Annotated in this window: 1 protein-coding gene; it reads left to right on the forward strand. The window is 65.1% G+C overall.

The features are described 5' to 3' along the window. A partial coding sequence (locus amrb99_RS49480; RefSeq protein ID WP_190869037.1) for an IS630 family transposase occupies positions 1 to 878 on the forward strand: 878 nt, incomplete at its 5' end.

Here is an 878-nt window from a genome sequence, read left to right on the forward strand (position 1 = left end):
ACCGGTACACCTCGGGCGGGATCGCGGCGCTGACCGATGCCGCCCGGCCGGGGCGTCCGCGCAGCGTGGACGAGGTGGAGATCGTGGTGCGCACGCTGGAACCGCCTCCCGCCAGGTTGGGGGTGACGCACTGGTCCAGCCGGCTGCTGGCCAAGGAACTGGGCGTCGCACCCTCCACGGTGGTGGAGGTATGGCGGTCCTACGGGCTGCAGCCCTGGCGCAAGGAGGGCTTCAAGTTCTCCACCGACCCGCAACTGGAGACCAAGATCCGTGACGTGGTCGGGCTGTACCTCGATCCACCGGAGAACGCGATCGTGCTCAGCGTGGATGAGAAGTCCCAATGCCAGGCACTGGAGCGCAGCCAGCCGATCCTGCCGATCCGTCCGGGCATCCCCGAGCAGCAGACCCACGACTACATCCGGCACGGCACCACCACCCTGTTCGCCGCCTTGGAGGTCGCCACCGGCCGCATCGGCGCCGACGCCTGCTACCGCCGCCACCGCAACACCGAGTTCCTGGCGTTCTTGAAGAAGGTCGCCGCCGCCTACCCCGACACCGAGCTGCACATCGTGTGCGACAACTACCGCACCCACAAACACGCCAACGTCAGGGCCTGGCTCGCCAAGCACCCCAGGATCACCCTGCACTTCACCCCGACAGGCTGCTCCTGGCTGAACATGGTCGAGATCTTCTTCGGCATCATCACCCGCCAAGCCATCCGCCGCGGCTCATTCACCTCCGTCAAACAGCTCACCGCCACGATCGGCACCTTCATCGACGGCTGGAACGACCGCTGCGAACCATTCTCCTGGACCAAAGACGCCGACGAGATCATCGCCAAAATCAAACGAAAAGAAACTATTCGAGCGAAACACTAG

The organism is Actinomadura sp. RB99, from assembly GCF_014706005.1.
GTDB lineage: Bacteria > Actinomycetota > Actinomycetes > Streptosporangiales > Streptosporangiaceae > Spirillospora.